This is a genomic window from Limosilactobacillus ingluviei DSM 15946 (assembly GCF_001435775.1).
GTDB lineage: Bacteria > Bacillota > Bacilli > Lactobacillales > Lactobacillaceae > Limosilactobacillus > Limosilactobacillus ingluviei.
Window position 1 is genome coordinate 115538 of record NZ_AZFK01000087.1, and the last position, 23822, is coordinate 139359.

Annotated in this window: 23 protein-coding genes; 9 read left to right on the forward strand and 14 right to left on the reverse strand. The window is 44.3% G+C overall.

The genetic code is table 11. From position 1 onward, the window contains the following. Positions 1-189: 189 nt before the first annotated feature. The gene (locus FC43_RS10260) at positions 190-405 is read right to left on the reverse strand and encodes a helix-turn-helix transcriptional regulator (RefSeq protein ID WP_056955592.1); all 216 of its coding nucleotides are present in this window, start codon (positions 403-405) and stop codon (positions 190-192) included. Positions 406-545: 140 nt separating this feature from the next. Between FC43_RS10260 and FC43_RS10265 the strand changes: the two genes are divergently transcribed. The 8 genes from FC43_RS10265 (at position 546) to FC43_RS10295 (ending at position 7179) form a co-directional block, all read left to right on the forward strand. Beyond that, a complete protein-coding gene (locus FC43_RS10265) occupies positions 546-884 on the forward strand; it encodes a helix-turn-helix domain-containing protein (protein ID WP_056955593.1) in 339 nt (112 codons plus the stop codon). Between the two features lie 13 nt (positions 885-897). Further along, a complete protein-coding gene (locus FC43_RS10270) occupies positions 898-1170 on the forward strand; it encodes an ImmA/IrrE family metallo-endopeptidase (RefSeq protein ID WP_056955594.1) in 273 nt (90 codons plus the stop codon). 29 nt (positions 1171-1199) lie between these two features. Continuing rightward, positions 1200-2090: a hypothetical protein gene (locus tag FC43_RS10275; RefSeq protein ID WP_056955595.1), complete on the forward strand. Its 891-nt coding sequence runs from the start codon at positions 1200-1202 to the stop codon at positions 2088-2090. Between the two features lie 55 nt (positions 2091-2145). After that, positions 2146-2562: a hypothetical protein gene (locus tag FC43_RS11160; RefSeq protein ID WP_156648396.1), complete on the forward strand. Its 417-nt coding sequence runs from the start codon at positions 2146-2148 to the stop codon at positions 2560-2562. Between the two features lie 281 nt (positions 2563-2843). Beyond that, positions 2844-3893 (forward strand): DNA cytosine methyltransferase, encoded by a 1050-nt coding sequence (locus tag FC43_RS10280; protein ID WP_056955596.1) that lies wholly within the window; start codon positions 2844-2846, stop codon positions 3891-3893. Further along, a complete protein-coding gene (locus FC43_RS10285) occupies positions 3880-4941 on the forward strand; it encodes a DUF262 domain-containing protein (protein WP_056955597.1) in 1062 nt (353 codons plus the stop codon). Before FC43_RS10280 ends, FC43_RS10285 begins: the two co-directional genes overlap by 14 nt. Then, complete coding sequence (locus FC43_RS10290; RefSeq protein WP_056955598.1) at positions 4934-5650, forward strand: MAE_28990/MAE_18760 family HEPN-like nuclease; 717 nt, start codon at positions 4934-4936, stop codon at positions 5648-5650. Before FC43_RS10285 ends, FC43_RS10290 begins: the two co-directional genes overlap by 8 nt. A 398-nt stretch (positions 5651-6048) precedes the next feature. Next, a complete protein-coding gene (locus tag FC43_RS10295; protein WP_056955599.1) occupies positions 6049-7179 on the forward strand; it encodes a tyrosine-type recombinase/integrase in 1131 nt (376 codons plus the stop codon). A gap of 40 nt (positions 7180-7219) precedes the next feature. Here FC43_RS10295 and FC43_RS10300 read toward each other — a convergent pair whose 3' ends face one another. The 10 genes from FC43_RS10300 to parE form a co-directional block, all read right to left on the reverse strand. Beyond that, positions 7220-7801 carry a C69 family dipeptidase gene (locus tag FC43_RS10300; RefSeq protein ID WP_056955600.1) on the reverse strand — a complete coding sequence of 194 codons (582 nt, stop codon included), beginning with the start codon at positions 7799-7801 and terminating at the stop codon, positions 7220-7222. A 271-nt stretch (positions 7802-8072) separates the two neighbouring features. Further along, positions 8073-8507, reverse strand: a complete 435-nt coding sequence (gene msrB / locus FC43_RS10305; protein WP_019205397.1) for a peptide-methionine (R)-S-oxide reductase MsrB — start codon at positions 8505-8507, stop codon at positions 8073-8075. Between the two features lie 12 nt (positions 8508-8519). Next, positions 8520-8909 (reverse strand): iron-sulfur cluster biosynthesis family protein, encoded by a 390-nt coding sequence (locus tag FC43_RS10310; protein WP_019205396.1) that lies wholly within the window; start codon positions 8907-8909, stop codon positions 8520-8522. Between the two features lie 177 nt (positions 8910-9086). Next, positions 9087-9818: an LrgB family protein gene (locus FC43_RS10315; protein ID WP_019205395.1), complete on the reverse strand. Its 732-nt coding sequence runs from the start codon at positions 9816-9818 to the stop codon at positions 9087-9089. Between the two features lie 2 nt (positions 9819-9820). After that, on the reverse strand, positions 9821-10255 hold the full coding sequence (locus FC43_RS10320) for a CidA/LrgA family protein (protein WP_019205394.1): 435 nt from the start codon (positions 10253-10255) through the stop codon (positions 9821-9823). Positions 10256-10611: 356 nt separating this feature from the next. Continuing rightward, positions 10612-11346, reverse strand: a complete 735-nt coding sequence (locus FC43_RS10325; RefSeq protein ID WP_040469688.1) for a LytR/AlgR family response regulator transcription factor — start codon at positions 11344-11346, stop codon at positions 10612-10614. Continuing rightward, positions 11343-13094, reverse strand: coding sequence for a LytS/YhcK type 5TM receptor domain-containing protein (locus FC43_RS10330; protein ID WP_056955601.1), 1752 nt, complete (start codon positions 13092-13094; stop codon positions 11343-11345). Before FC43_RS10330 ends, FC43_RS10325 begins: the two co-directional genes overlap by 4 nt. Positions 13095-13190: 96 nt before the next feature. Then, positions 13191-14120: a manganese-dependent inorganic pyrophosphatase gene (locus tag FC43_RS10335; protein ID WP_019205391.1), complete on the reverse strand. Its 930-nt coding sequence runs from the start codon at positions 14118-14120 to the stop codon at positions 13191-13193. A 96-nt stretch (positions 14121-14216) separates the two neighbouring features. Continuing rightward, entirely contained in the window at positions 14217-16670 is a 2454-nt protein-coding gene (gene parC / locus FC43_RS10340; protein ID WP_268872364.1) for a DNA topoisomerase IV subunit A, read from the reverse strand. 14 nt (positions 16671-16684) lie between these two features. Then, positions 16685-18643, reverse strand: coding sequence for a DNA topoisomerase IV subunit B (parE, locus tag FC43_RS10345; protein WP_019205389.1), 1959 nt, complete (start codon positions 18641-18643; stop codon positions 16685-16687). Between the two features lie 369 nt (positions 18644-19012). Between parE and plsY the strand changes: the two genes are divergently transcribed. Then, positions 19013-19624, forward strand: a complete 612-nt coding sequence (plsY, locus tag FC43_RS10350; RefSeq protein ID WP_019205388.1) for a glycerol-3-phosphate 1-O-acyltransferase PlsY — start codon at positions 19013-19015, stop codon at positions 19622-19624. A 72-nt stretch (positions 19625-19696) separates the two neighbouring features. On the opposite strand, the gene FC43_RS10355 is transcribed toward plsY, so the two are convergent. The 3 genes from FC43_RS10355 to dprA form a co-directional block, all read right to left on the reverse strand. Then, positions 19697-20569: an aldose 1-epimerase family protein gene (locus tag FC43_RS10355; RefSeq protein ID WP_056955602.1), complete on the reverse strand. Its 873-nt coding sequence runs from the start codon at positions 20567-20569 to the stop codon at positions 19697-19699. A gap of 15 nt (positions 20570-20584) precedes the next feature. Then, positions 20585-22708 carry a type I DNA topoisomerase gene (topA, locus tag FC43_RS10360; protein WP_056955609.1) on the reverse strand — a complete coding sequence of 708 codons (2124 nt, stop codon included), beginning with the start codon at positions 22706-22708 and terminating at the stop codon, positions 20585-20587. 93 nt (positions 22709-22801) lie between these two features. Further along, positions 22802-23674: a DNA-processing protein DprA gene (dprA, locus tag FC43_RS10365; protein ID WP_056955603.1), complete on the reverse strand. Its 873-nt coding sequence runs from the start codon at positions 23672-23674 to the stop codon at positions 22802-22804. Positions 23675-23822 lie beyond the last annotated feature (148 nt).

Consider the following 23822-nt stretch of genomic DNA (forward strand, 5'->3'; position numbering starts at 1 on the left):
CAGTCCCTCGGGGCTGCTTTTTCTTCTTCCACTTGGTTACATATCTGTTACGTGCCGCTGCTGCGCAAAATGCGTAGAATCCTTGCGCCAACGGGTCAGATGACCGGAGCGCGTTTTTAATGTTCTTCTCGTAGCGCACCATGATGTGGTGTGCTTCTCCTCTTCTTGTGGTCATTAGTGCCTCCTTAACTACACGTTACGACTACCTTGGGGCAAAAAAATAATCCTTTGGATTGGAATGTTAGTAACTTGGCTAAATTTATTGGCCTTATCAACCCTCATCAAAGTAAGATATTGCTCGTAAGATCGATACATAGCTCGTGACACACCTAACTTTTTGGCCATTTCTGCTTGGGTTATACCAGCTAAATTTCTGGCTTGGCGTAAGGTAAAATTATCTGGCATCTGCTCACCTCCTCGACTACACAAATAGTGTACTACACGTTACAACTATTTGCAACACTTTTTGAGTAGTTAGTTAGTTTTTTTGTGTATTAGGGGTATACTTTATGTGTAACTATAATTACCAAAAGGAGGCGTCAAAAATGAGTATCGCATCTCGAATAAAACAATTACGTACACAAAAAAATTACACTCAAAAGGATTTGGCTTCCTTACTATCAGTAAAGCCAACTACTGTTTCTGGTTGGGAATTAGGAAGAAATGAACCATCTATAGATATGATCAATAAGCTATCTTCCATTTTTTCCGTCACAACCGACTATTTGATTGGTCGATCTGAAAACCCTAGAAAATCTGATGATGGCTTGTCAGAAAATCAAAAACTGGTGGCCTACTCTATCGATCCGGATATCTCTGACGAAGAACGCAAAGCCATCATTGAAATGGTCGAAGCAGCAAAGAAGTTCCGGCGGCGGATCTAAGGCGGTGATCTCGATGACTGATCTAGAAAAACTCGAAGATCAATATCCCGAACTCCGTTTTTGGTCAATTGACGTGCCCAATCCTCATTTCCACGGCCAAATTGATGGGCACGATGTATATGTAAATGCTAATGATGATGATCTGACGCAGCTCAAAACGGTGCTGCACGAGATCTATCACCATGAAGTAGACTATGGCGATCTATCCGATTGCAGGAAAACAACTACCCTACGCGAAGAAGGATATGCTAATCGGTATGCCGAGCGCCGTATGATGATGGTGTAACCTACGTCAAAACTATTTGGGAGGATAAAATGTTAGCTCTAACGATAATTTGGCTTCTTGTAGGCCTATTTGCAATGATAGCCATGATTGTCCAGTCGTTCCGCAAGCGTCTGTCGTGGATGAAAACTGGTATCTCAGCATTAATCTATGTCGTAGTTTCAATTTTACTACTTATAGTTGTTGGAAGTGAGCCTGATAGCACTCAAACAGCTAGTCAGTCTCAAAACGATGCGAAAATTTACAAGCTTATATATAACGATGATGAAGATTACGATGATGAAATAAAATTTGACAGTGATAAGCAAGGCCAATATACCCTTAAAATTAAGGGGCTCCAAAACGGAACCGTAACAATCAAGAACGATGATGATAGTGAAGAATCTTTTAAACCAGTTAAGGTTAAAGTAAAAAAAGGGAAAATTAGTAAGTACACTATTAAATTAGCGGATAGTGACCTTGTACATGATTTTGTCATTACTGATAAAAATGATCACAACAAAAAATTCGAAGTCTATAACAATTCGGATGCCGCTAATTCTAGCATGAGCTCTATGAGATCAGCCAGCGAATCATCCTCCTCAACGTCAACGACTAGCACAGCAGATCTTGATCAAGCTCTTGCTGATCGACTCAACGAAGAAAAGAGTAACAATGCTGCATGGTCAAAGTTTGTCGATAATGTGACGTATGATGGTGATCAAATCACTATCGAACTCAATGCCTCATCAGATGCTCTGACAGATGCTGAATTACAAGTCGTCGCACGTATGTCCCAAGGTATGGCGTTGAACGTTTTGAACGAACAGGGCGAAATCAGCGACAGCAAAGCCGGCAAGGGTATGCCTACTTTCTGGACAAGAAATGGCCACCAAGTCGGCTATGCCGCTAAGCGCAACTATCACCTGTATTTCTTTAAATAGCGTGGTGAAACTAGTATAGAAAATTTCCCACCCGTAACTAATTTGGAGAAAATGTATGATCTTTAAAAGAATTATTACACTAAGCAGCATACTTATAGTTGGGACTGGTCTTGCTGCTTGTGGACACTCGACTACAAAAGACAGCCATTCTGCATCGTCGAGCAGCTCAAATAAAGTTGTTAAGCATGGTCACAAAAAGAAAACGCAAACTGCAGAAACGTCAGTATCATCATCCGCTTCGGCCAGTCAGAACGTGCAACCAAGTCCTGCGTCTACCCAACCTGCCAATCAAGCTACTGCTCCAAGCCTAGCCTCGCAAACTGGTAGCGCTATTACAGAAGATCAGGCACGTGCCATGCTCGGTGGTGCCAACGGTGATCTGCAGGCAACAAGAACATCCAATGGCTGGACCTTTTCTGGAGACGGCTATACGGCTACCGTCGGGGACGACGGAAATATCTCACATAACTAAAAAAAGCATCCCCTGCTGACACAAGGGATGCTAAGTGAATTGATCGTTGGTTAAAACTTAATCAAATTGATTATAGCATGTTTCAGAAAACGTGTTGAAAAGTAATTTAGATTGGGAAGTAATTGAAATGAAGAAATTAGGCTTAGTTTGCGTCGCCCTGCTTGCGTGCGGGAGCCTTGCAGGATGCGCTAATAAGGCTTGATGGCAGCTTGTTATTACTCGAGGAAATAAAGAAAATATGTTATTCTTCTTTATAAATTCTAATTAGGAGTTAGTCAAAAATGAAAATTAATGCTGTAGATTTATTCTGCGGAATTGGCGGGCTTACTAAAGGGCTACAAAATTCCAATATTAATGTAGTAGCTGGCATTGATATTGAAGAAAAATGCCGATTCCCGTATACACAGAATAATAACTCGAAATTTATTCAAAGCGATATTAAAAAAATATCTAGTTCAGATATTGATAAATTATATCCAAAAGATACCGATATAAAAGTCTTAGTCGGATGCGCACCATGCCAGCCTTTTTCTTCATACAGCTATAGATACAAAGGAACTGATGCATCCATTAATAAAATGGATCTTCTGGACAGTTTTTCTAGAATAGTCAAAGATATACACCCAGATATAGTTTCAATGGAAAACGTTCCTCAATTAGCCAAAGAACCTATTTTTGGTCGATTCATCAAGACACTCAAAGAGTTGAAGTACTATGTCAATTGGCATATAGTTTTTGCACCTAATTATGGAGTCCCACAAAAAAGAAAACGCTTAGTACTCTTAGCTAGTCGATTACAAAATATCGATCTTATCCCACCACTATACAATAAAAATACTTATCCAACTGTAAGAAGTGCTATTAAAGATTTCCCGGAAATTAAAGCTGGCGAAACTGATGCTAAAGATCCAATGCATCATTCGCCTAAACTTTCACCTATTAATTTAAAACGAATAAGGCAATCAAAGCCCGGTGGTACTTGGCATGACTGGGACAACAATTTAATTTTAAAAGCATATAAGAAAAAGAGTGGTAAGTCATATACAGCCGTATATGGACGAATGGAATGGGATAAACCTGCTCCAACTATCACAACAAAATTTTATGGCTATGGAAATGGAAGATTTGGACATCCTGAACAAGACCGGGCTATCTCATTCAGGGAAGGTGCAACATTACAAACATTTCCTAAAGATTATATTTTCCTAGATAAGAAACATCCAATTTCAGGATATGATTTAGGAGTAATGATTGGCAATGCTGTCCCGGTTAAATTGGGAGAAGCAATTGGTAAAAGCATAATAAGAGGTATTCATAATGGTAAAAATTGACGCAGAAAAATTGTCAAGGGCTTCAAAGCAGTTAAAAAGTCTTCAAAAAAATATTGATTACGATACTAGAGATTACCCTATTGATTTTATTTGTCAAAAATTCAGTAATGGGGATTACTTTATCCCTAATTACCAACGAAACAAAGTTTGGTCTGAACATTCGAAAGTTCGCTTAATTGAATCATTACTTCTTGGATACCCAATTCCACTTCTGTTTCTTTCAGAAAATGACGATGGACGACTAGAAATAGTTGATGGTGTACAAAGGATCACAACATTATCTTCTTTTAGAGAAGATAAGTTAAAACTAAAAAAATTAGACAAATTAACCGAATTTGACGGCTTCACATATTCAACACTTCCGTTGGCAGAACAGCGAAAATTTTCCGATAGATCGCTACGAGTAATTGTCTTAAGTGATAAAACTGACATTAATACGAGGATTGATTTATTTAATCGTTTAAATACATCAGCTGAGAAGGCAAACGATTCTGAAATTCGAAGCGGTGTTTATAGTAAAAATAAATTCCAGATACTTATTAATAGTTTAGCAGAAGAGCCCGTCTTTACGGAAGTGGTGCATCTCACTACTAAGAAGATTAATCGAAAACAAGATATAGAAATGATTAGCAGATTTTTCGCATATTCAAATAATTACAAGAATTTTAAACACAGTGTTAAAGATTTCGTAACTGATTACATTGTGCGAGTAGGTTCAGTTTGGAATACCAGGACTAAAAATAATCTTCAAAAGCAGTTCTTTGATACTTTTAACTATGCAAAAGAAAATTTTTATCCAGGATTTTTGAAAAATAATAGAGGACAAACACCAAGAGTAAGATTTGAGGCTATAATGTGTGGCCTAAATTTAGCATTGAAAAAAAATAAAAACCTAAAGATTTCAAAAGAGCAATCTAAAATATTAACAAATGACCAACAATTTATAGCATTAACAACAACAGATGGCAGTAATTCACCTAATAAGGTTAAAGCCCGTATTGAATTTGTCGAAAGCTGGTTATTAAAAATGAGTGACTCCAATGATTGATATTCCAAATTATTCGAAAAAAAAGAAGGAGCTACAATTTTATATTAATGAACTTAAATATTTAGACCAGGTTAGTAACTTCCCTGTTAATCCTTACGAACGTTATTTAAATCAAAAGCTTCGAACGAGAAGTTACACTATGCAAGATTTCATTGTTATCTTAAAATCTAATGCCTATATTATGATGTATAACATGATTGAATCGACTATTAAGGAAATAATATTTGCCTTGTATGATAATATTAATGCTGCAAACTTAACCTATAGAGAAATCAGCCTTAAACTTCAAGAATTATGGGAAAGTCATCAATTTGAAAACCTGGATAAGGGTAATGCTAAAGCTAATAAATATAAGCAAGAAGCCCATAAAATGATTACCAGTATCATTAAAAATAATACTGTTAAATTCAATAACAATAATATTAAACTTTCGGGAAATGCAGATTTTGAAAATGTCCTTATTATAATGCAAAAACATGGTATAAAAGTCGATACTTCCCATATTGGGAAATATAGTGACGAGCTAAGAAATATTAAAAATATCCGTAATAGTTTAGCCCATGGTGGAACCTCATTCATTGAATCAGGCCGTGATATTAGTTTTAACGATATAAATAAAATGTGTATGCATACGGAAGAATATTTAGAGCAATTGATCAAAGACGCTAATTACTTTATTTGGCGAAAACAATTTAAAAATAAAGGCTAACTTAAAACGGTCGAAATTGACCGGTATAAAAATGAGCATCTTAAGAGTGTGTATTCATATTAAATCCTAAATAATCCTTGTCCAAACCCTGATGACGTAAAAAGCTGGTAAAACTCATCTTATTAGGAATAAGATTTATCATAATGTTTGATATTAGTCAATTAATTGAGTTTTTAAAACCTTTAGTTATAGCAATTATTGTTTTCATTGTAGTTTTGTTTGTTGTAGTACTTCCATTTTTTCGTTTAGATGGCTTTTCTATTTTTCTAACTTAATTTTACAAACGGCGGTATTATATCGCAATTTATACTAATTCCGGTCAATTTGGCCGGTTTTAAAAACAGCTCAAAAAGAACAAAAATACGATTATGGAAATATAAACGAAAGTAGGTGTAACAATGTTAAGAATCGAGCCCTTGTCGAATGGCCGGGTGAAGTTGGTAAAAGATTATAAGGACCCGTTGACTGGTGGACGGAAGCGACTAAGCAAGACGGTAAATAAAGCCACCCGCCAAGTCCAGAAGCAAGTGGAGCTGCTGCTTGACCAGCGGTTTGAGCGAGAAGTTGAGCTTAGTACGCTCAACAACCCGCATAAAACACTCGGTGAATTAATTGACGAATGGCTAGTAATCAGAAAAGAGCGGCTAAAACCATCAACGTACAGAAGCCAGATTACCGCCGTTAGGCAAGTGCGATCTGGCATTGGCAATAATGCCCTACTGATCCAGCTCAACCGCCAATTTTTGGTTAGGTATCTTGATGATCAACTGTATAAGTATGGAAAGCTCAACTCAAACGTAAAAAAGCAATTTATGGTACTCAATCTAATGCTTAAATACGCCGTCCAAGTCGGTTATCTTAACGACAATCCTGCTCCTGATTATGGCTCAATCAGTTGGAAAAAAGAGCATAAGACTGAGCGGCAAACCTATCCTAAGTTTCTGGATAGCGATGAGTTGGACAGACTGCTCACCTATCTACGTAGCAAGGACCCCTTTATCGCTGATTTTTGTGAGTTGCTCTACTTAACTGGCATGCGTTTTGGGGAGGCCGCCAGCCTGCAACCCAAAAATTTTTACACTGTTGATAATCACACTTACGCCAAAATTATAGGTACGCTTGACTACTCGCGTATCAATCGCCAAAAAGCTACTAAGTCTGATACTCCCAAAACTGAGGCCAGCTTCCGCTCTATCCGTTTATCGTCGCGCGCGCTTGAGATCTGCAATAAGTATCGTGTCGACAAGCGTAATGCTGAGTATCTGTTCCTCCGTCATGGGTATCCACTATCTGCAACGTTGGTTGATTATCACCTCAGCAAAGCGGAAAAAGAGCTCAAAATAAAAAAGCGGGTATCCACTCATACTTTCCGCCACACACACATTTCAAAGCTGGCTGAGTTGGGGGTACCCTTATATGTAATCCAAGACCGTGTTGGCCATGCTGATGAAAAAATCACCAAGGAAATCTATCTCCACGTTACAAACAAGTCACGAGAACAAGCCGAGGATAAGATAGAATTGTTATGATTTGCCCCTTATTTGCCCCTTCGGCCATTTTTCGATCGCCTTAATCCCCCGCCATTGCTGGTATATCAGCGATATGGTGGGTAATACATAAGATAACCCCGTTGTTTTCCGCGGACCCTTTTTCTTCAACAATCTTGCCAAGGTATTCAACCCCTTCTTTGGCCGAATGAATGTATGGCAAAACCACATCAACCATTGAAGTTTCAGCAATCCCATCCTTCACAAACGGATCCGCTTTCTGAGCTTTTTTATTGGTCGTGCCGGATTCAGTTGCACTCATTGCCACGTTAGCGGAGTTAATGCCATCTTCACTGAATTGATCCTGCCCATCCTTTTGCTGCCAATCCGGGGTTGCCGTATAGCGCAAACCAGCACCAGGTACCGTAACTTTAAAACCATTATCCTTTGAAATGTATTCGGTTGGTCCGTTGGAAGTAGCCGGATGAACCACAAAATGCTTGGCCCAAGCCGTATCGACATCTTCGTTGCGCGCAATCAGCGTCGAACCATCTTGACTGGCATCCTTTCCCACCAAAACCGTTGTACAAGCGCGAGCCGAAATTACTGGCCCAAGTGTGAGTCCAGCGGCCATGATTCCCGTTAACAATTGCATTCGTTTCATTATTTTACCCCCCCCTTTTTTTAAAACAACGCTTACATTTTTAATTTTAACGTTAATAAATCAAGGGTGTCAAATTGATAAAATGATTTTAATTAGAATGATATAACAAAGAAATGATCACAATTATTATCAAACCTTACCAAACAATCAAATTTCAGTATGTTCACTTTTAGAATGCTACGAATATAAAAAACCGCTTATTCACGTTCAGAAGCTTAACCCTAACGTGAATAAGCGGAGGTATTCACCGTAAATTTAATTTTCACAGAAATCACGATTCAAACAAGGTTAGGTATTCGCCGTACCCAGCAGCCTGCAGTTGTTCCTTGGGGATAAAACGCAGCGCCGCCGAGTTAATACAGTACCGTAAGCCCCCTTTGTCAACTGGGCCATCACAAAAGACATGCCCTAAGTGTGAGGCCGCCTGGGGACTTTTCACCTCAGTCCGCTCCATGCCAAAAGATTGATCCCGCCGTTCTTTTAACTTCACCAAGGGTTTGGTAAACGCGGGCCACCCGCACCCGGCATCATATTTATCTAAAGATGAAAACAATGGTTCGCCACTAACCACATCAACATAAATACCAGCTGCAAAGCACTGGTCGTACTCACCCGTGAAAGGGCGCTCCGTTGCCGCATGTTGGGTCACTTCGTATTGGAGCGGCGTTAGTTGGGCCAACCGGGCTTGCTTATCAAACTTCACCATCACTCTTCCTCCTCAACAATCATGGGTGCCTAGCATCGTTGGGGCTACCGAGTCCGTAGATAAATCAACAACTTCAACGTTATCACTTAACAAGCCGTGGGGGGATTTAAGTGGCAAGGTAAAGTAGGTGGCCTCAAAATCCAGAGTCATTGACTCAGCGTACTGGGGCTTGGCATAACCCTTATAGTAAACCTCACCGATGTTTGAGCTAAAATGAGCGTCAAAATCAGGCAAGGCCATTGCTTGGTCCACCAAGATCAGCTTAAAGTTCACGTCTAGCGAGCAATTTCCCAACGCCGAGAACGGTCCCACTCCATCGTCAAAATCCAAAATCAACTTCTTTTGGGGTGACAAATAACGTGCGAGCCGCGCTTGGGCGGCGGGGGTAACATTCAAATACATCCTCATCCCTGCCTTTCTAGTTTGAATGCTTTTAGTATAACCGCTGCTTACAAAAAGTAACAATAATTTGCTTGAATAAAACAAAAGCGAGACCCGGTTGGATCCCGCTTTTGCCGCGCTAACGTATGAATTCAATCAACTGACATCCTCACTGAGGAACCGCCGAAGCGGCAGGAATTAATGCAAGAACAAGTTGGCGTAAATTGGCACCACAATGTCCATTGCCACGGCGATGATAACCACCGCCACGGCTGCCATGGCCCCTTGGACAGAACCAAGTTGAACGGCCTTGGCCGAACCAACCGTGTGCCCAGCGGAACCAAGCCCCAGCCCGGTCCCAACCTTTGGGATTTGCTTTAAGCGGAAGACCTTGATCAGGAATTCAGCTAAGGCGTAGATAACCACGGCGTTTAAGATACATGCCATCGCCGTTACGGCTGGATCCCCGCCAATCCCTTGGGCAATTGGCATTGCCACGGCCGTCGTAGCAGCTTGTGGCATCATTGCGGCCGTTGAAGTTGCGGACAGACCGAACAGCTTAGCCACGGCGTGAATCCCAAACAGGGAAACAAACCCACCGACAAACAAAGCAATGACACAGTCTAACCAGTACTTCTTAAAGACGTCGTTACGCCGGTACAGTGGAATGGCAAAGGCCATCGTAGCTGGGTTTAAGAACCAGAAAATAATGTCACCACCCGGCTTGTAGTAGGTCTTGTAAACGGCCGCCGTCGTGGAGCCCGTCATCTTTGCCCAGATCATTAAAATAACAATCCCCAAGACCATCCCAACCAACAGTGGCGTGAACAGGAAGAAACCGTTGGTCTTGTCAAACAGCCATTGCCCAATCAAGTAAACGAGGATGGAGATGAAAATCCCCGTAAATGGTAATGCTAATGTTGCAGCCATGATTAGTTAGCCCCCTTTTCAGTTTCTTCATCGTCGTCCACCCGGCCAGTTAGCTTTTGGTGAATCTTAATTACTAATGCACCAACGTAGGCAATTACAACCAAAATGATGATCGTTGCCAAAACAGACACGATGATATCTTGTAAACCTTCGCGCTTCATCAAGTCCAAACTCCCGGCTAATTGAACCCCGGATGGAACGAACATGAAGGCAATCAAACTAATCATGAGGTCCCCAAATTTTTCAACTTGTTCCAACTTCACAATGTGCGTTGCCAACAGAATGTATAAAATGATCATCCCGATTAACGGGGTTGGGACAACAAAACTCTTTGGGAACAGACTGGAAATTAAAGCGGAAACAAAAAGAATTGCCGCAAAGATCCCCATTTGAACCAGAATTGGGGCGGCCTTCTTTTCCGGCTGCTTCTTTTCCATAACGATATCCTCCTCTCAAACATGCGGTTCTGCCCGAGCGAAAAATAATAGCAAAAACGATATCTACAGAACCTTTTTCAAACAAAACCAATTTATTATTTCGCTCAGATAACAATTACATTATAGCCAGGTTTCAAGGGTTTGCGGGACTTTTCGCATGGAACGACCCAAATTTAAGGTCAAGTGCCCTTGGTTTGACTTGAGATGCCATATTTTTCACTTAAAGTGCCTTTAAAATTGTTCAAAATTGATCAAATTATCGTAAAAAAGTCACCGTTCCCCAAGAACGGTGACTGTTAATAAGCCCTTTACGCGTCAGTTGCCACTATGTGAATAATCATTCAAAGAAAGCGGTTTCAATGTAAACCGATTGCGGTTTTCAAATCTGCCACAAACGACCGACTGACTGGCACTTTACTACCTTCAGCCATCGTTAGTTCATAGGTGTGATTCGAAGCTGGTTGCAATTCGCTGATTTGATTTAAATTTACCACGTATGAACGGTGCACGCGTAAGAAATGTTGCGCATCTAACTGTTCCATTAAACTGGTCAAAGTTTGGCGACTGACAATTTCTTTCGAATTGGTTAGGTGAAGATACACGTTTCCCCCTTGGGCTTCTAGATAACAAATTTCTGCCTTTAAAATCACCATCGTGCGGTCTTCAACCGTAACCGACAACCGGGGATTGGGTTGCCCCGTTGGATAGTTTTTATTGGTTTCCTGGCCTTTGCCACGCAAACGTAAAATTCGGTCAATCGCTTCGTTAATCCGATCTTCATCAAATGGTTTCAAAATATAATCCAAGGCGTCGGCCTCAAAAGCATCTAAAGCATACTGGTCAAAAGCCGTTGCAAAGATTACGGCAGGCTGAAAACTGGCCCGTTTCCACCGTTTGGCTAGTGCCATGCCGTTTCCATCCCCTAATTTAATATCTAAAAAAACTAGGTCTGGGTGCTTTTCATTCATGATCGTATCGGCTTCCATGACTCCTTCGGCTTCAAAAATCGTAGTAACGGCCGGATGCTCAGCAGCTAAAAAGTGTAGTTCACTGCGCGCCAACGGTTCATCATCAACAATCAATATTTTCATCCCTCTTTTGGCCTCCCTTCGCGAGTTTGATACGGAATTCTCATCATTACCGTTGTTCCGTTGGGACTAGTCTTGATCTTTAACCCCGTGTGCGGATCATAAAGACCATGCAGGCGTTCATTAAGGTTTTGCAGCGCGGTCCCACTGCCATTTGCCGAGGTAACCACTTCCTGTCCCAATTTCGGTAATTGTGCTGGATCAATCCCCTGCCCATTGTCAGCCACGGAAATTGCTAATTCATCTGCCAATTGGCGAACCGTCACCGTAACTTTATTGCCATGCTTCCGTTGGCCAAAAGCATGGCGAATCGCGTTTTCGACTAACACTTGAATTGAAAACGGCGGAATCAACGCGGCCGGCGGGTAGGTTGAAAAAGTTACTTCGTATTTACCGGGAAACCGGGCTTGTTCCAGGGCCAGGTAAGCTTGCACGTGTTCATATTCCTGCGCCAATGGAATCAGCGTCTCGCGCGCTCCCATTAAATTATCCCGGAAATAGGTACTTAGCGATAACAATAGCTTACGCGCTTGGTCTGGGTCCCGACGCATGACTGCCACAATGGTGTTAATGGCGTTAAAGAAAAAATGCGGATTCACTTGGGATTGCAGTGATTTGATCTCAACATCCCGAAGCAGTTCCGTTTGGTAACTCGCCTTTCCCAGCATAATCTGCGTCGATAGGATTTGGCCAATCCCGGTTCCTAGTTGGACTTCGACCGGCGTTAATCGCCACCGTTGTGCATAATACAATTTCAGCGTTCCAATCGTCTCACCCCCTGCAATCAACGGAACCACCACGGCCGATTGCAGGGGACAGTCTGGGTGCTGACAACCGATCGCGGCCTGGGTATCGGCAATTTCAACCATTTCTTCGCGCATTGCCCGGTAGGACAAGTCCGTTGCAATCTTTTGATCGACTTTATGATGATCGCTTCCGACGCCTTCAAAGGCTAAAATCCGGTGGCGGTCAGTAATGCTAACGGCATCAAAAGTAGTGTACTTAATAATCAAATGCACGACCGTTTGCGCGGCTGCGGTAGTAAAACCGTGCTGAAAAACGGGGAGGGTGCTCAAAGCCAGATTCAAAACCGTCCTGGTTTGCGCCGCTTGGGCCGCCAGTTCTTGCTGGAAAAAGAGGCGAATGATCGATAAAAAGACCGAGGTCCCCAAGGCTGAGATGACAATCATCGGCAAACCAATAAATTTAACCAAGGTCCATCCCGTGGGACTAAATAGTAAGACAAAGGTCATTTGAATTGATTCCATCAGCAAACCAATAAAAAAACCGTTGAGGGCTTTTAAGGGAGAAAAACGTTGCCGCCGTTGGTCGTAAAAGAAGCCTGAGAGAATCCCGATCAAGAGGGTACTGGGAATATAAAACATGGCCTCTGGACTGAAACTTTCTTGAAAGGCCCGAAACATTCCGGCAGTCAAACCAACCCCGCCGCCTACCAACGGTCCCCCCACAATCCCGGCTACTGTTACGGTTAAGATCCGGACGTTAGCGACTGAGTAACCTTGGGGAATGGAGAGCAACAGCGTTCGTTTAATAATTTGGTTGTCTGGTGCAATCAGCACCCCAATTAGATTCGAGATGACCGCAAAGGTGGCAAAGATCAACCACAGCCCTAACTGACTTTGCCAATTAGAAACCACTAACATCCGCCGAAAAGCAGGAATGTTAACCAACGCAAACGCCAATAAAATAACCAATCCGACTTGTTCAGCGACTAAAATTGAAAGATTCATGGTGGTGCTTTCCCCTTATTAGGCAAAAAGCGGGAAATTGAGATCGGGGACCGATTTCAATTTCCCGGCTTTTTTAAGCTCAGATTAGCATTCGATTTAAGCGAAGGCTGCCGTCAGTGGTGGAACGACTTGCTTCTTACGGGAAACGACCCCTGGCAGGTTGATCCGGTTGTTGGCAGCCAGTTCCTTCCCAAAGGCTTGGGCGACCTTGGCCGCATCCTTTCCTAAGATCAAGAGGTCCGAATCGCTGTTTAAGATGTTGGTAACAATCAGCACAAAGGTGTCATAACCATTTGCGTCCATCAAAGCTTGCATGGCCTTTTCCAAGTCAGCTTGACGAGCAAAGACATCCGCTAAGTCGACGGTGTTGACTTGACCAATCCGCAAGGTCAAGTCCCCCATTTCAAAGCTCTTGGCGTCGCCATCAACAATATCGTTATCTGACTTAGCTGCTAAGTTTGTACCGGCCTTTAACATTTGCAGACCATATTCTTCGTAGTCAACCCCAGCCAACTTCGCTAAACCTTCCACGGCTTCCTTATCGTGGTCCGTCGTCGTTGGGGACTTCAATAACAACGTATCAGAAATGATCGCCGAAAGCATCATACCCGCCAAATCAGCTGGAATAGCAATGTGCTTTTCGTTAAACATTTCGTATAAGACCGTGCTGACACAGCCATATGGCCGAACATTCATGTACAGTGGCGCCGCCGTATTAAAGCCGTTAATCCGGTGGTGATCAATGACGTGGCTGACTGCCACTTGGTCAATATCGGCAACACTTTGTTGTGGTTCGTTGTGGTCGACCAACATAACACTGTCCACTTCATTAGCCGCCGTCTTAATCACCCGTGGCGCAGCCAGATCAAAGGCCTTCAAAGCAAACGTTGTTTCATCATTTGGTTCGCCCAAGGCTACCGCTTCCGTTTCATACCCCAATTGATTTTGGTAGTACGAGTACGCCATTGCCGCAGCAATCGTATCGGTGTCAGGCTTTTGGTGTCCAAATACTAATTCTTTACTCATCTTGCGGATTCCTCCTCCAAATTTGGTGCACGTGCACCCGAATAACTTTATCATATCACGTGTTGACCCTCATCAACAGGGGTCAGCGAATTTTTTCTAAACCAAGCTCGCTTCATTCGTTGCTACGACGGGCTTAACAAGCAAACGAACTGGCTGGCCTTGGCTCTCATCATCAATTACAAATGACCCATTGGACTTAGCCGACCCCAGATGGTGATCAGCGACCTGCACATCTTGGCGCACTGGACGATCGGTCACAATTTCTAAGGTCCCGGTAAAGTCAGCCGGGTACGTCAAGAAGTCCCGTACTAAGTGGGCGTTCTTAAGGCGGTGCAAAATCAAATTGCCACGCCGGGCCCGCGTGCCCAACTCTAATTCACTAACCGCCATTGCCTTGTAGGATCCCCGTTGCGTAACCAAGGCAATCCGATCCGTTGGGGCCGCCAAAGCCACATTCGCCAACTGGTCATTCTCCTTTAAGTTGATTGCGCGCACACCGGCCGTCCGGAGCCCTTGACTTGGTACCTCATCAATTGCAAACCGCAGGGCATACCCGGTTTGGCTAATCGCAACAAGGCTTTGCTCTGCTCTGGTCGGATCAGTGTACAGAGCATTAACTAAGGTTGCTGCACCACGTAATTTCATAATTTGGCTGGCGTGATTTTTATACCGTGCCCCCGGTACTACCTCAGCAAAGTTAACCTGTTTGATTTGCCCATCACTAGTTGCAAAGATAAAGTTCCCTAGTTGTTTCAAGTCATTAAACAGGTGGGCCGTTACAATCGTCTCATCACTGCCGAGGCCGATCGTTTGTGACAGGTGTTCTCCAGTTTCTTTCCATTTAGCATCAAACAACTCGTGGACCGGGCGGTAAATCAAGTGCCCATAGCTGGTAAAGACAAAGAGATGTGCCAACGTCGTGGTTGGCTTAATGAGCAGCGGATAGTCGTCTTCCTTCAGCCCATTTTCTGCTAATGGTGATGCATTAAAGCTGCGGATACTGGTCCGCTTAATGTAACCTGCTGCTGAGACCATTACAATCACATCTTCATCCGCAACGGTTACTTTAGTGTCCACCGTGAGTTTCTCAACTTCCGCTTCAATTTGGGTTTGACGTGGCGTGGCAAATTCTTTTTTTACCGCCCTTAATTCTTGTCGCAAGACCTTATTAAGTTCCTTCGGCTCAGTCAAAATCAATTGATACTGATCCAATGCCGCTTGCAACTGCGTAGCTTCCTTTTCCAACGCCGTTACGTCCGTATTCGTCAACCGATACAGCTGTAACGCGACAATTGCACTAGCTTGAGCCGTAGTAAAACCATACGTGGTCACCAAATTAGTTTGCGCATCCGCCCTATTGTGACTGCCGCGAATCGTGTGGATAACCTGATCTAAAATTGACAGGGCCTTGATCAGCCCTTCAACAATGTGCAACCGTTCTTGGGCTTTTTTCTGTTTGAAAGTGGTTCGCCGGGTAATCACTTCTTTCTGGTAGGCCAAGTACGCAGCTAAATAGTGCTTTAAACCAACCCGCACCGGCCGGTGATTGTCAATCGCCACCATATTGAAGTTGTAATTGATCTGCAAGTCGGTATTTTTAAGCAAGTAATTTAAAATCCCATCGGCATTTGCATTCTTCTTCAATTCAATGGCAATCCGCAACCCACTGCGGTCTGTTTCGTCGCGGGCGTCGGCAATGCCTTCCACTTTCTTGTTCAAGCGGAGGTCATTGATGCGTTTAACCAGTTGGGCTTTGTTAACTTCGTACGGAATTTCCGTCACGACAATTTGTTGACGGCCCCCCCGCAGCTCTTCAATGGCGGTCTTGGCCCTCACAACAATCCTACCCCGCCCGGTTTCGTAAGCCTTTTTGATCCCATCGCGGCCTTGGACAATGCCACCGGTTGGAAAATCGGGCCCCGGTACAAATTCCATTAAATCAGTCGTGGTTGCCGCCGGGTGCGCCAACAGATAAATCAACGCCTCAATTAGTTCGCCTAAATTATGGGGCGGAATTTCCGTTGCGTAACCAGCTGAAATTCCAGTTGCGCCATTGACGAAGAGATTCGGGAGCCGCGCCGGTAAAACCACCGGTTCCTTTTCAGTATCATCGAAGTTCAACGTCATCGGGACCGTTTCCTTATCAATATCTTGCAACATCAAATTGCTGATCTTGCTTAACCGGGCCTCCGTGTAACGCATCGCAGCGGCTGGGTCACCGTCCATGGACCCATTATTCCCGTGCATTTCAATCAAGGGTTCGCGCAGCTTCCAATCTTGGCTAAGGCGCACCAAGGCTTCATAAATTGAGGAATCCCCGTGGGGGTGAAAATTCCCCATGACGTTCCCAACGGACTTGGCTGACTTGCGAAAGCCCTTGTCAAAGGTATTGCCATCCTTGTTCATTGCAAATAAGATTCGTCGTTGCACGGGCTTTAAGCCATCGCGAATATCTGGCAGGGCCCGTTCTTGGATGATGGACTTGGAATAGCGCCCAAAGCGGTCCCCCATTAAATCTTCCAATGTCCGTTCTTCAATTCGTGTTTCCAATGGTGACTTCCTTTCTAGCTTAACGTTTCTTCAACCAGTCGATCTGCAGCTTGGTCATCAGCAACGGCAAACTGAACATTCTCTTCAATCCATTCCCGGCGTGGTTCAACTTTGTTCCCCATCAAAGTCGTAACGCGTTTTTCGGCTAGGGCGGCATCTTCAATCCGGACCCGAATCAAAGTCCGGGTTTCAGGATTCATCGTCGTTTCCCACAATTGGTCCGCGTTCATTTCTCCCAGCCCCTTAAAACGTTGAAGCGAGCCGCCCCGACGCTGTTTCGTCAACGCCGTAAGTTCATCGTTGGTCCAAGCATATTCAACCTTGGTTTTGGCCCCCTTGCCAGTTTGCAAGCGGTAAAGCGGTGGCAAGGCAATGTAGACCTTCCCAGCCTCAATCATTGGCCGCATGTACTTGTAAAAGAAGGTCAACAGCAAAATTTGAATGTGCGCACCATCATCGTCGGCGTCCGTCATAATAATTATCTTGTCATAATTTGCATCGGCAACCTCAAAGTCATTACCTGCCCCAGCGCCAACCGTGTAGATGATCGTATTCAATTCTTCATTTTTCAAAACATCATCTAATTTGGCTTTCTCGGTATTTAAAACCTTCCCCCGCAGAGGTAAGATCGCTTGGAACTTCCGATCCCGGCCTTGCTTGGCACTTCCACCGGCCGAATCCCCTTCAACCAAAAAGAGTTCATTTTTCTTGGCGTTCTTTGATTGGGCCGGCGTCAACTTACCAGACAGATTCCGCTCTTTTTTCCCCCGCTTTTTTCCATTCCGCGAAAGGTCTCGGGCCTTACGCGCCGCTTCCCGGGCCTGCCGAGCTTTAATGGCCTTCTTAATCAATTCCTGGGCAAATTCACCGTTTTCCATTAAGGCATAGCCTAATTGCTCACTAACTACAGCATCCACAATTTTTCGCGCTTCCGGGGTCCCCAATTTATCCTTGGTTTGCCCCTCAAATTGAAGGTACTTTTCCGGAACCCGCACCGAAATTACAGCGGTTAATCCTTCTCGGACGTCGCTGCCTTCCAAGTTTTTGTCTTTTTCCTTTAACAAGCCAATTTTACGCGCAAATTCGTTAAACGACTTGGTCCAAGCATTGCGAAATCCTGCTTCATGCGTCCCACCACCCGGGGTCCGCACGTTGTTAACAAAAGACAGGACGTTTTCTGAGTAGCCATCATTGTATTGCGCGGCTACGTCAACTTCCATCCCGTCAATCTTGCCGGTAAACGCCAAGGTCTGCCCCAAGGTATCCTTACCTTCATTCAAATACGCAACAAAATCTTCCAGGCCGTGTTCGTACTGGAAAACTTCGCTTTTCTCTTGGCCTGGTCGTTTATCCGTAAGCGAGAGCTTAACCCCTTTTAGCAAAAAGGCCGCTTCTCGCAAACGAATTGCCAACGTATTGTAGTCGTAGACCGTGGTAGAGAAAATGGCTGGATCCGGCTTAAAAGTCACGGTCGTTCCACTGCCTGCGCGCGTCTTACCAACTTTCTCAAGGGTCCCAACGGGCTGACCACCATTGGTAAAAACCTCCCGGTAGCGGATATGGTCCCGGACAATCGTTAAGGTTAATGAAGCCGATAACGCATTAACTACGGAGGCCCCAACCCCGTGCAAGCCCCCTGAAGTCTTATAGCCATCAGCTTGGCCAAATTTACCCCCAGCGTGTAGGACGGTCATAATTACTTCCGGGGTTGGCTTGCCACTTGGGTGCATTCCAACCGGCATCCCCCGACCATGGTCTTGCACGGTAATTGCATTGTCCTTTTCAATCGTAACAGCAATTTCATCCCCAAAACCGGATAAAGCTTCGTCAACGGCATTATCCAAAATTTCATAAACCAAATGGTGCAAACCATGGGTGTCGGTGGAACCGATATACATCCCGGGCCGCTTTCGGACGGCCTCTAAGCCCTTTAAAATTTTAATCGAGGACTCATCATAATTTTGCGTTGCCATTCTCGTCAACTCCTTTACGCCCGGCGCTTGGCAAAAATTATGCCCGTGCGTTAAAATCACAATTACTAGCATACGCGAAAAAAAGCTGCCTTGTCAAACATTTGTTGCAAAGCCTAAAGGGAAGTTTTCCGCGCCTGCGGGTTGCAAGAGCTTCTTAATTACCTTTAATCATCACGGATCAAGAACGTATATTCTGGTTTTTAGGAATAATCACAAAGCAAGTCATCAGTACGGTTGGCCTTAATCAGCGATTTATTGGAGCCTTAGTAGCTTGTTAGTCGTAAGCATGGTATAGTTACAAAGTATGTGTTCTATTAATAGAACCAATGATGAACCAGCTTCATCAGTCGATTTAAAGGGAGTTTTGAAATGCAAATCTTGTTAATGGCGCTCATTGCCTACTTACTAGGCTCGATTCCTTCGGGACTTTGGATTGGAAAAATATTCTATCATCGTGACATTACCAAAGAAGGCAGCGGTAATATTGGGACCACCAATACTTTCCGGGTCTTGGGCTTTAAAGCCGGGCTGGTCGTTTTATTCATGGACATCTTAAAGGGGACCTTAGCAGCTAGCCAACCCTATCTACTGCACAGCCCCGTTAATCCCTTACTAATTGGGCTATTTGCCTCACTCGGTCATACAGTCTCGATCTTTGATCATTTTCACGGGGGAAAAGCAGTCGCTACTAGCGCGGGGATCTTACTTGCTTATAATCCTGGCCTCTTTGCCCTGGCCGCCAGCATTTTTGTTGGTACCTTGTTGTTGACGAGTATGGCCAGCATGGCTAGTCTTGTTGGTATTTCGGCAATGTTTATCATCGCCTTGTTCCTCCATGATTGGATTTTAGCAACCGTCGCTGGTATTTTAACGGCAGTTGTCTTTTACCGCCATAAAGCAAATATTGGTCGAATCTTGCGTGGCCAGGAGGCCATGGTTAATTTTGGCTTAGGACATTATCTACGCACCAAAAGAAAATAAGCCTAAACAAAAGGATTGTTACTCGAGCTGGCCTCAGTAACAATCCTTTTTACATTGGGATTAATTGAAAATTTAGAAGAACGCCACTTCATACTGATGGTGATTGGTTAAACCTGGCGCAAGGCGTAGAATGGCCGCCTTGTTAACCAGTTGACCATCGCTGGTGAGGGAATCCGCTAGCCCCCACCAACTTTCAACACACACAAAATCACCCTGAGCGGGATAAGCGGACCACAGCGCAACATACGGGGCATCATGATTAATTACTTGAAGCCCGTGACCACTGGCTTGCTCCGTCAATGTAACCGTAGTTGGTTGCCCGGCTGTTGCTAAAATTAACGCATCATTGACAAATAAATCGTGGCGCAGAGCCATTGCTTTCGTAAAATCTAACCGGTCCAAGTGTGCCAGATCACTATGCGGCCCAACCAGATGAACCTGACCATAAACTTGCGCTGGCGAAACACTAACATAAGTGGTCTCAAATTCACCAGCCGTCGTCAATGGCACTCGAAAGCCAGGGTGGGCGCCTAATGAATACAGCATCGTGGCTTTTTCACTCGGATTTTTAACAGCATACCGGACTTGCAGCTGCCGCGCTTGCAATTGATACGTAACCCGAAAATCAAATTCAAACGGATACCGTTGCCGCGTGGTGGAATTGCTTTGGAGCTGTAAACACACTTGGGTGGCCGTCTGGCTCAAAACCGTAAATACCATGTCCCGTACAAACCCATGTTGCGTCAAAGTATATTCCTGCTCTTTGTAACAATAAACATTGTCCTTTAAGCGTCCGACAATCGGAAAGAGGTTGGGGGCTTGCCGGCCCCAACTGGCTGAGTCCCCTTGCCACAAATACTCCCGCCCTTGGTACTGAACACTGTGCACTTCAGCCCCCAGGGGATTGATTTGGACTTTAAGCTGTTCATTCTTAAGTTCAATCATTTTCTGAATCCTCGCTTATTTTTGCATTGGTTCTTCATAGTCCCCGTTTGGACACACAACCTGCTTACCGCCCTTCACCTTCTTTTCAACTAAGAAATGGCCATCCTTCGGGCAATCCCGGCCAACAGGACGATCCCAAGAAACGAACTCACAATCTGGGTAACGTGAACAACCATAAAAGAGGCGGTTTTTCTTTGACTTTCGCTCAACCACAGTGCCTTGGTGACAAGTTGGGCAAGTAATCCCCGTATCTTTAACAATTGTCTGCGTATTCCGACAGTCAGGGAACCGCGAGCAAGCATAAAACTTACCGTACCGACTCATTTTGATGACCATCGGTGCCCCACAAATTTCGCAATCAATGCCAGCCAATTGATCCTTCATTTCAATTTTGGCCACCTGTTCTTCGGCCGTCTTAACTTCTTTTTCAAATGGTTGATAGAACTCATCAACCACTTTGACCCACTGCTTTTTTCCTTCTTCAATTTGGTCAAGGTCGCCTTCAACCTCAGCCGTAAACTTAACGTTTACAATCTCTGGAAACTGCTTAACGATAATTTGGTTGACGATTTCACCTAACTCAGTTGGTTCGAAGTGCCGCGCTTCTAGCCGCACATAATACCGCCGTTGAATGGTATCTAACGTTGGGGCATACGTTGATGGCCGGCCAACCCCATTTTCTTCTAAGGTCTTTACTAAGGCGGCTTCAGTATAGCGAGCTGGCGGTTGGGTAAAGTGTTGGGCTGGATTATCGCCAACCAACTTTACCGCATCGTGAACTGCTAATTCAGGCAATAAATTGTCCTTCTCTTGCCCCCGCTTATAAACCTTAGTAAAGCCCGGAAACTTCACCTTTGACCCATTGGCCCGGAAGTCAACGCCGTTTTGGGAAACCGTTGCGCTAACCGTATCCGTAACTTCTGGTGTCATCTGACTAGCCACAAACCGGCTCCAAATTAAATTGTACAGTTTATACTGGTCACTGGTTAGGTATGGCTTCATTTTGGCTGGCGTCCGGAGCACCGAAGTCGGCCGAATGGCTTCGTGGGCATCTTGCGCCCCTTCCGGCAGCTTTCCTTTCACCGGCTTGGTTGCCGCGTACTCAGCGCCATACTCATCGTGAATAAATTGGGCCGCTTCGTGCTTAGCAATTCCGGCGATCCGAGTGGAATCAGTCCGCATATAGGTAATCAGCCCTACGGCCGCTCCTTGCCCAATGTTGATTCCTTCATAGAGCTGTTGAGCCGCCATCATGGTTTTCCGGGTCCGGAAATTCAAGCGCCGGTTGGCATCTTGTTGCATCGTCGAAGTTGTAAATGGGGGTTGGGGCTGACGTTTCCGTTCTTTCTTGGTTACGTCCGTAATTTCAAACGGCTGTTGGCGATTTAATTTTTGTAAAATCGCTTGCACTGCCGCTTGATTGGGTAACTTCTCCTTCTTGCCATTCTGACCATAAAAGGCCGCCGTAAATTCTTCTGAGCCCTTCTTAAAGGTCCCGTCCAAGGTCCAGTACTCTTCGGGTTTAAAGTTTTTGATTTCTTCTTCGCGTTTAATAATCAGGTTTAACGCAACCGACTGGACGCGCCCGGCCGAAAGCCCCTTTTTAACTTTTTTCCAGAGAATTGGAGAAATTGAGTACCCTACCAAACGGTCTAAGACCCGCCGTGCTTGCTGCGCATCAACTAAGTCCATATTAATCGTCCGGGGTTCCTTAAAGGCATCCTTGACGGCGTCTTTAGTGATTTCGTGGAAAGTCACCCGGTTTTTTTCGTTTGGATCCATCTTCAGCAAGTTGGCAACATGCCAAGCAATGGCCTCCCCTTCCCGGTCCGGGTCAGAAGCCAAATAGACCGCCTTTGCCTTTTTGGCGTCCTTACGCAATTCCTTAATTACATCCCCCTTGCCCCGAATCGAAATGTAGTCAGGTTGATAATCATTTTCAACATCAACTCCCATTCGGCTCTTTGGCAAGTCACGCACGTGTCCTAAACTAGCAACAACTTTATAGCTGCGGCCCAAATATTTGCCAATTGTCTTTGCTTTAGAAGGCGATTCGACAATTACCAGCTTCTTTTGCGGACTAGTAGTTTTCTTGCGTGTTGTTTTCTTTTTGGTCGTGGTTGTAGTTTTAGTTGCCAAATCATCGGCTCCTATCATTTTGATTTACCATAATTATTAAAGCAATCACCGACCAGTGTCAAGGGACGAAGGCTTAGATTAGTCCAAAACTACCTAAAGCGAGGTCACCGGATTGGCGAGCTCCTCCAATAAATCCGTACTGGTCAAGGCCGGCCGCGCCCCCGCTGCGATTAATTGATTACACCCAGCTGAATAAGTCATATTGATTAAACCTGGAACAGCTAGGACATTGCGGTTTTCTTGCAACGCCTGATTAGCTGTAATCAAGCTTCCACTCTTAGTTTGCGCCATCACAACCAAGCAAGCTGTACATAGCCCCGCAATGATTCGGTTCCGTTCCGGGAAGTGGTAGGGCAAGGGGTTACTGCCAAGCGGATACTCCGTTAACAGAATCCCTTTTTTAGCGACTTGAAATTGTAACGCTTGATTTTCTGCAGGATAATAACGATCTAAGCCAGTCCCGATTACCCCAATCACACCACCATCGTGTTGTAGGGCCACTTGATGGGCATAACTGTCAATTCCCCGGGCTAACCCACTAACAATTGGGTACCCCTGTTTTACAACCTCTGGTAATAATTGCTCTAAGCAAATTTCCCCGTAACGAATCGGTTTTCGCGAACCAACTACTGCTAAACTGGGCGTTTGAAGTAAGCTTAAGTCACCTTGGTAATATAAAACCAAGGGTGGCGTAGCCGTTTCTTTGAGTTGAACCGGATATTGTTCATCCAGCAAACAAATGCTAGGAACCTTGGCATTTTTCACCATTGCTTCTTCTAACGCAGGGGAATAGAAATTAGCGATTAAATCAGTGGTGTGATCCCAATCCAGCCCAACTTCTTGCGCTAATACTGCTAATTGATCATAGCGCTGGATCGTTTGCGCAGCTTGCCACAACTTAGTTTTTGTGACTAATCCAATCCCAGTTACTAAGCTTAGACGATAAATAAATTCACGTGCTTCCATTTTCATTCCTCCAAGTCACGCTAAGGTGACAACACTTTTTTAGGGCTTAATTACCCCCTTACTTTATATATACGTTTTTTTTCGCCATTTTTTACTCCCGAAATGTCAATTTAAGTTAGAAAAAAAGTAGTTGCTCATCAGTGACGTG